Origin of the sequence: Citrobacter sp. Cpo074, from assembly GCF_030332745.1 — a bacterium.
Lineage (GTDB): Bacteria > Pseudomonadota > Gammaproteobacteria > Enterobacterales > Enterobacteriaceae > Citrobacter > Citrobacter portucalensis.
The window spans coordinates 639,247-646,312 of sequence record NZ_JAOWHG010000034.1; the positions used below are offsets into that span (position 1 = coordinate 639,247).

Below are 7,066 nucleotides of genomic sequence, written 5' to 3' on the forward strand. Positions count from 1 at the left end.
AACCCGCCGGAGAAAACATGCGTATCCTCGATGTTGTAGAAATTACCAAACCCATCGCTTCCCCTATTCGTAATGCCTATATCGATTTCAGCAAGATGACGACCAGCCTGGTGGCCGTTGTGACTGATGTTGAGATAGAGGGCCGCCGTGTGGTGGGATACGGATTTAACTCTAATGGCCGTTACGGCCAGGGGGGATTGATCCGCGAACGCTTCCGTAACCGCATTCTGGACGCTGACCCGGAAAGTTTGTTGAATGCCGAAGGCGATAACCTGGATCCGCATAAAATCTGGGACGTCATGATGAGTAATGAGAAGCCGGGGGGCCATGGTGAGCGTTCGGTGGCTGTGGGTACGCTGGATATGGCTATCTGGGATGCCGTTGCCAAAATTGCCAACAAGCCGTTGTTCCGTCTGCTGGCTGAGATGAAGGGTGTTGAGGCGAATCCACGCGTCTTTGTCTACGCGGCGGGGGGTTACTATTATCCGGGTAAAGATCTGAGCGCGCTGCGTCAGGAAATGCGAGGCTACCTGAACCGCGGCTACAACGTGGTTAAAATGAAAATCGGCGGCGCATCGTTGGAAGAGGACCGTCGCCGTATCGAAGCGGTGTTGACTGAAATTGGCGATGAAGCGCGTCTTGCCGTTGATGCCAATGGACGCTTTAATCTGGAAACCAGTATTGCCTATGCCAAAATGCTACGAGATTATCCATTGTTCTGGTACGAAGAAGCTGGCGACCCGCTGGATTATTCTCTCCAGGCCGCGCTGTCAGAATTTTACCCAGGTTCGATGGCGACGGGTGAAAATCTCTTTTCTCATCAGGATGCGCGCAACCTGCTGCGCTACGGCGGCATGCGCTCGGATCGCGACTACCTGCAATTTGACTGTGCGCTTTCCTACGGTCTGGTCGAATATCTGCGTACCCTCGACGTACTGGCGCAGTTTGGCTGGTCCCCATCACGCTGCATACCGCATGGCGGTCATCAGATGTCGCTGAACATTGCGGCGGGTCTTGGTCTCGGTGGGAATGAAAGTTATCCGGATCTGTTCCAACCGTACGGCGGTTTCCCGGATTCAGTTAAGGTGGAAGAGGGTCATATCGTCATGCCAGAACTGCCGGGCATAGGGTTTGAAGGTAAATCTGACCTGATTAAAGAGATGCGCGCGTTGGCCGAATAGCGCGGGCGGCGGTGACATAACACCCCTCCGGTTGCCGGAGGAGTGTTACTTAAGCGTGTAGTGAATAACGTCTACACATGGGCAATTAGCGCATAGTGACGAATTCTTCTGCCGCAGTCGGGTGAATCGCAACGGTGTTATCAAAGTCTTTCTTGGTTGCGCCCATTTTCAGCGCGACCGCGAAGCCTTGCAGCATCTCATCCATTCCAAAACCAATACCGTGAATACCGACAATTTTCTCTTCCGGACCGACGCAAACCAGCTTCATACGGCATGGCTGACGATGTGAGGTGACAGCGGTATACATTGCGGTAAATGATGATTTATACACTTTCACCTGGTCATCGCCGTGCTGTTCGCGAGCCTGCTGCTCGGTCAGGCCCACGGTGCCAATTGGCGGGTGGCTGAAGACCACGGTCGGGATGTTGTTGTAGTCCAGATGCTCGTCCGGCTTGTTGTTAAACAGACGCTCGGACAGGCGACGGCCCGCGGCAACGGCAACCGGCGTCAGCTCAACGGCACCGGTATTGTCGCCGACGGCATAAATACCCGGCACGCTGGTGTTCTGGAATTTATCAACGACGATGTAGCCTTTTTCGTTGGTTTTCACGCCGGTAACAGCCAGATTGAAGTTGTCCGTTTCTGGCTCACGACCAATCGCCCAAATCAGGCAGTCTACTGTTTCGCTACGACCATCTTCCAGTTGCAGGGTCAGGCTGCCGTCAGCGTTTTTAACAACCGCTTTTGGAATCGCGTGAGTATGCAGAGTCGGGCCTTCGGCGTTCATTACCTCAACCAGCGTGTCGACGATCATCGGGTCAAAGCTACGCAGCGGCGCGTGTTTGCGTACGAACAGGTGCGTTTGGGCACCCAGGCCGTTAATCACACCAGCCAGCTCAACGGCAATGTAGCCTGCACCAACAACAGCCACGCGTTCAGGTAACGCTGGCAGCTCAAAGAAACCATTAGAATCAATACCGTATTCCGCGCCAGGGACAGCCGGGCGACTCGGGCGACCACCAGTGGCAATCAAAATATGATCGGCAGTAATGGTTTCACCGTTCACTTCAATGGTTTTGGCATCAACGAAGCGCGCAAAACCTTTAATCACATCGACATTATTTTTGCCCAGCACGTTGTCGTACGAGGTATGAATGCGATCGATATAAGCGGTACGGCTGGCGATCAGTTTATCCCAGTCGAACTTATTGATGGTGGTGTCGAAACCGTAATCCGGCCCGTACATATGGATCGCTTCGCGGACCTGTGCGGCATGCCACATCACTTTCTTCGGTACGCAGCCAACGTTAACGCAGGTGCCACCTAACTCTTTGGCTTCAATCAGTGCGCATTTTTGACCGTACATTGCTGCACGGTTAATGGAGGCAATACCGCCGCTGCCGCCGCCAATAGCGATGTAATCATAGTGCTTGGTCATGACCGCTCCTTTATGTTCATTGTAGGGCGGAGAAGCGTTACGCCATCCGCCAAAATATTCGCGATTGTATACCTGATATTAAAAGGTTCCACCGATGGCTGCGATTACTCCGGCACTATCCAGCTTACGGAAGTATGCCCGGTTCCTGTCGGAACCAGTTTGCTGTGCAACCACGGCAGGACGTTGTTCATCTGCTGCTCCAGCTTCCACGGTGGGTTAATCACAATCATGCCGGATGCCGTCATGCCGCGCTGATCGCTGTCCGGGCGTACTGCCAGCTCAATTTGCAGAATTTTGCGGATGCCGGTGTCTTCGAGATCGTGGATCATGCGCTTGATTTGTTGGCGCAGAACCACTGGATACCACAACGCATAGGTGCCGGTCGCGAAACGTTTGTAGCCTTCGTTAATACCGGTCACTACTGCCTGGTAGTCGCTTTTGATTTCGTAGGGTGGATCGATAAGGATCAACCCACGACGGGAAACCGGCGGTAATTTTGCTTTCAGCTGCTGATAACCATCGGCTTTGGCCACGCGAGCGCGCTCATCTTTCTGGAATTCGCCGCGCAGCAGAGGGAAGTCGCTCGGGTGCAGTTCAGTTAATTGCAGGCTGTCCTGTTCGCGCAGCAGCTGGCGAGCAATTAACGGAGAGCCCGGGTAGTAGCGCAACTGACCGCTACGGTTGAAGTGCTGCACTACGCCAATGTAGGGTTCCAGTTCGGCAGGCAAATCGTCCTGCTGCCAGATACGGGCGATTCCTTCCAGGTATTCACCGGTGCGTTCGGCATGCTCACTGCTCAGCTGATAACGGCCAGCACCAGCATGGGTGTCCAGATAAAGAAACGGTTTTTCTTTCTCTTTGAGCGATTCAATGATCAGGCTCTGAACGGTGTGTTTAAGGACGTCGGCGTGGTTGCCTGCGTGATAACTGTGGCGATAACTGAGCATGGGTAATGAAATTCCGCTGAAATGACGATTTGCCACAGTTTACAGCAGATCGGCACAGATTACCCGTAGGCCCGGTAAGCGCAGCGCCACCGGGCGTCTTTCCATCACGGTTAGCATTGAAATCCTCTACACTTAACCCCATTGTACAAATTAATATGCACAGCGCCGGATACGCGCTTCATTCACTCTTTTCAACAGGACCGCGCTAATGACCAATCCATTGCTGACTCCCTTCGAACTGCCGCCGTTTTCTAAAATTCAGCCAGAGCACGTTGTGCCTGCCGTCACTAAGGCGCTGAACGATTGCCGTGAAAACGTTGAGCGAGTGGTTGCGCAGGGCGCGCCGTACACCTGGGAAAATCTCTGCCAGCCGTTGGCAGAAGTCGACGATGTGCTGGGGCGTATTTTCTCTCCGGTTAGTCACCTGAATTCGGTGAAAAACAGCCCGGAACTGCGTGAAGCCTACGAACAAACGCTGCCGCTGCTGTCTGAATACAGCACCTGGGTTGGACAACATGAAGGCCTGTACAAAGCGTACCGCGACCTGCGTGATGGCGATCATTACGCCACCCTGAACACCGCACAGAAAAAAGCGGTTGATAACGCGCTGCGCGATTTTGAGCTTTCTGGTATTGGTCTGCCGAAGGAAAAACAGCAGCGCTATGGTGAGATTGCCACCCGCCTGTCTGAGCTCGGCAACCTGTACAGCAATAACGTCCTCGATGCTACGATGGGCTGGACCAAGCTGGTGGCCGACGAAGCGGAACTTGCCGGGATGCCGGAAAGCGCGCTGGCCGCCGCAAAAGCGCAGGCTGAAGCCAAAGAGCAGGAAGGCTATCTGTTAACCCTGGATATCCCAAGCTACCTGCCGGTGATGACCTACTGTGATTACCAGGGGCTGCGTGAAGAGATGTATCGTGCATACTCTACGCGCGCATCTGACCAAGGGCCAAACGCGGGCAAATGGGACAACAGCCCGATAATGGAAGAGATCCTCGCGCTGCGCCACGAACTGGCACAACTGCTGGGCTTTGAAAGCTACGCCTTTAAATCTCTGGCTACCAAAATGGCGGAGAACCCGCAGCAGGTACTCGACTTCCTGACCGACCTGGCGAAACGTGCCCGTCCGCAGGGTGAGAAAGAGCTGGCTCAGCTGCGCGCCTTCGCGAAAGCGGAATTTGGTGTTGATGAGCTACAGCCGTGGGATATCGCTTACTACAGCGAGAAACAAAAACAGCACCTCTACAGCATCAGCGACGAGCAGCTGCGTCCTTACTTCCCGGAAAACAAAGCCGTTAACGGTCTGTTTGAAGTCGTTAAACGTATTTATGGCATCACCGCCAAAGAGCGCACCGATGTTGATGTCTGGCATCCGGAAGTTCGTTTCTTCGAGCTGTACGATGAAAACAACGAGCTGCGTGGTAGCTTCTATCTTGATCTGTATGCCCGTGAACACAAACGCGGCGGGGCGTGGATGGACGACTGTGTCGGCCAGATGCGTAAGACAGACGGCACATTGCAAAAGCCGGTCGCTTACCTGACCTGTAACTTTAACCGTCCGGTGAACGGTAAACCTGCGCTGTTTACCCACGATGAAGTGATCACCCTGTTCCACGAGTTCGGCCACGGTCTGCACCATATGCTGACCCGTGTCGAAACCGCGGGCGTTTCCGGTATCAACGGTGTGCCATGGGATGCGGTCGAACTGCCGAGCCAGTTTATGGAGAACTGGTGTTGGGAGCCGGAAGCGTTGGCGTTTATCTCTGGTCACTTTGAGACCGGTGAGCCGCTGCCGAAGGAACTGCTGGATAAAATGCTGGCGGCGAAAAACTACCAGGCAGCGCTGTTTATTCTGCGTCAACTGGAGTTCGGTCTGTTTGATTTCCGTCTGCACGCGGAGTTTAACCCGCAGCAAGGGGCTAAAATCCTCGAGACGCTGGCGGAAATTAAAAAACAGGTCGCCGTGGTGCCGGGCCCAACGTGGGGCCGCTTCCCGCATGCCTTCAGCCACATTTTTGCTGGTGGCTACGCAGCGGGTTACTACAGCTATCTGTGGGCAGACGTACTGGCGGCAGATGCCTTCTCTCGCTTCGAAGATGAAGGGATTTTCAACCGTCAGACCGGACAATCGTTCCTCGATAACATCCTCACCCGTGGCGGTTCTGAAGAGCCGATGGAACTGTTCAAGCGCTTCCGTGGCCGCGAGCCACAGCTGGATGCAATGCTGGAGCATTACGGGATCAAAGGCTGATTATTCACGTGAAAATCTGCTTAGTAGATGAAACAGGCGCCGGAGACGGCGCCTTATCTGTTCTTGCCGCCCGCTGGGGACTGGAACACGATGAAGATAACCTGATGGCGCTGGTGATGACGCCGGAACATCTGGAACTGCGCAAACGTGATGAACCCAAACTCGGCGGTATCTTCGTGGATTTCGTGGGCGGTGCGATGGCCCATCGGCGCAAATTTGGCGGTGGACGCGGTGAAGCGGTGGCGAAGGCGGTTGGCATTAAAGGCGATTACCTGCCGGATGTGGTCGATGCAACCGCAGGGCTGGGGCGCGATGCGTTTGTACTGGCCTCGGTAGGCTGCCGCGTACGAATGCTGGAACGTAATCCGGTAGTGGCGGCGCTGCTTGATGATGGCCTGGCGCGCGGCTATGCCGACCCGGAAATCGGTCCGTGGCTGCAGGAACGTTTACAGCTGATCCACGCGTCGAGTCTGACGGCGTTAACCGATATCACGCCGCGCCCGCAGGTGGTGTACCTCGATCCGATGTTTCCACATAAGCAGAAAAGCGCGCTGGTGAAAAAAGAGATGCGGGTGTTTCAGTCGCTGGTGGGGCCGGATTTAGATGCGGATGGGCTGCTGGAGCCTGCGCGTCAGTTGGCCACCAAACGTGTGGTGGTGAAGCGCCCAGACTACGCGCCGCCGCTGGCGGATGTCGCCACGCCGAATGCGGTAGTCACGAAAGGACATCGGTTTGATATCTACGCTGGGACAGCATAGTTTGTAGATCTGTGCGCTGTGCTGCCTGATGCGCTGCGCTTATCAGGCCTACGGCAGCGTGTGGTTTGTAGATACTGTTATCGCCTGCAAGCCTTTTCAGGTTCCGCGGTTACGGATAGCAGGCACGATCAGTCACAGCGCCGTCAGGCGCTGTTTTTTCCTGATTCATCTTCCCTTCAGGCTGTTATCACCCCATGTCTCGACGCATCGAACGGCTCACCTGATTTCAGTACCCCGTAAGACACATGCGCCAGCTTGCGCATCATTGCGCCTATTATCACTTTCCCTTTTTTACCGTTTCCTGCCAGACGGTCGCGGAACGCCCGCCCCCATTCCGTTTTACTTATTGCCACCATCGCTGGCATGTACAGAGCCCTGCGCAGGGATACATGGCCGCTTTTACTCATCCGACTCATTCCCCTCACGCTGCTGCCTGATTCATGCTGGCGCGGTGTCAGACCGGCAAAGGCGGCGAACTGTCTCGCCTGACT

6 protein-coding genes are annotated in these 7,066 nt (G+C 54.8%); 3 read left to right on the forward strand and 3 right to left on the reverse strand.

Annotated elements, in window-relative coordinates; all coding sequences use genetic code 11:
• The first annotated feature begins 17 nt into the window (after positions 1-17).
• On the forward strand, positions 18-1,181 hold the full coding sequence (locus OGX83_RS21135) for a mandelate racemase/muconate lactonizing enzyme family protein (protein ID WP_286589066.1): 1,164 nt from the start codon (positions 18-20) through the stop codon (positions 1,179-1,181).
• Positions 1,182-1,266: 85 nt separating this feature from the next.
• Here OGX83_RS21135 and gorA read toward each other — a convergent pair whose 3' ends face one another.
• Both gorA and OGX83_RS21145 read right to left on the reverse strand, forming a co-directional pair.
• A complete protein-coding gene (gorA, locus tag OGX83_RS21140; protein WP_286589067.1) occupies positions 1,267-2,619 on the reverse strand; it encodes a glutathione-disulfide reductase in 1,353 nt (450 codons plus the stop codon).
• A gap of 104 nt (positions 2,620-2,723) precedes the next feature.
• Positions 2,724-3,566 carry a 23S rRNA (adenine(2030)-N(6))-methyltransferase RlmJ gene (locus tag OGX83_RS21145; RefSeq protein WP_003827459.1) on the reverse strand — a complete coding sequence of 281 codons (843 nt, stop codon included), beginning with the start codon at positions 3,564-3,566 and terminating at the stop codon, positions 2,724-2,726.
• A 208-nt stretch (positions 3,567-3,774) separates the two neighbouring features.
• Between OGX83_RS21145 and prlC the strand changes: the two genes are divergently transcribed.
• Both prlC and rsmJ read left to right on the forward strand, forming a co-directional pair.
• Positions 3,775-5,817: an oligopeptidase A gene (gene prlC, locus OGX83_RS21150; RefSeq protein WP_286589069.1), complete on the forward strand. Its 2,043-nt coding sequence runs from the start codon at positions 3,775-3,777 to the stop codon at positions 5,815-5,817.
• Positions 5,818-5,825: 8 nt separating this feature from the next.
• On the forward strand, positions 5,826-6,575 hold the full coding sequence (gene rsmJ / locus OGX83_RS21155; protein WP_003827462.1) for a 16S rRNA (guanine(1516)-N(2))-methyltransferase RsmJ: 750 nt from the start codon (positions 5,826-5,828) through the stop codon (positions 6,573-6,575).
• 176 nt (positions 6,576-6,751) lie between these two features.
• On the opposite strand, the gene OGX83_RS21160 is transcribed toward rsmJ, so the two are convergent.
• On the reverse strand, positions 6,752-7,066 hold a 315-nt coding region (locus tag OGX83_RS21160), incomplete at its 5' end, for a transposase (RefSeq protein WP_286589071.1).

Coding starts and splice junctions, on each gene's coding strand:
- OGX83_RS21135 (WP_286589066.1), top strand. CDS start 18: ATGCGTATCCTCGATGTTGTAGAAATTACCAAACCCATCGCTTCCCCT.
- gorA (WP_286589067.1), bottom strand. CDS start 2,619: ATGACCAAGCACTATGATTACATCGCTATTGGCGGCGGCAGCGGCGGT.
- OGX83_RS21145 (WP_003827459.1), bottom strand. CDS start 3,566: ATGCTCAGTTATCGCCACAGTTATCACGCAGGCAACCACGCCGACGTC.
- prlC (WP_286589069.1), top strand. CDS start 3,775: ATGACCAATCCATTGCTGACTCCCTTCGAACTGCCGCCGTTTTCTAAA.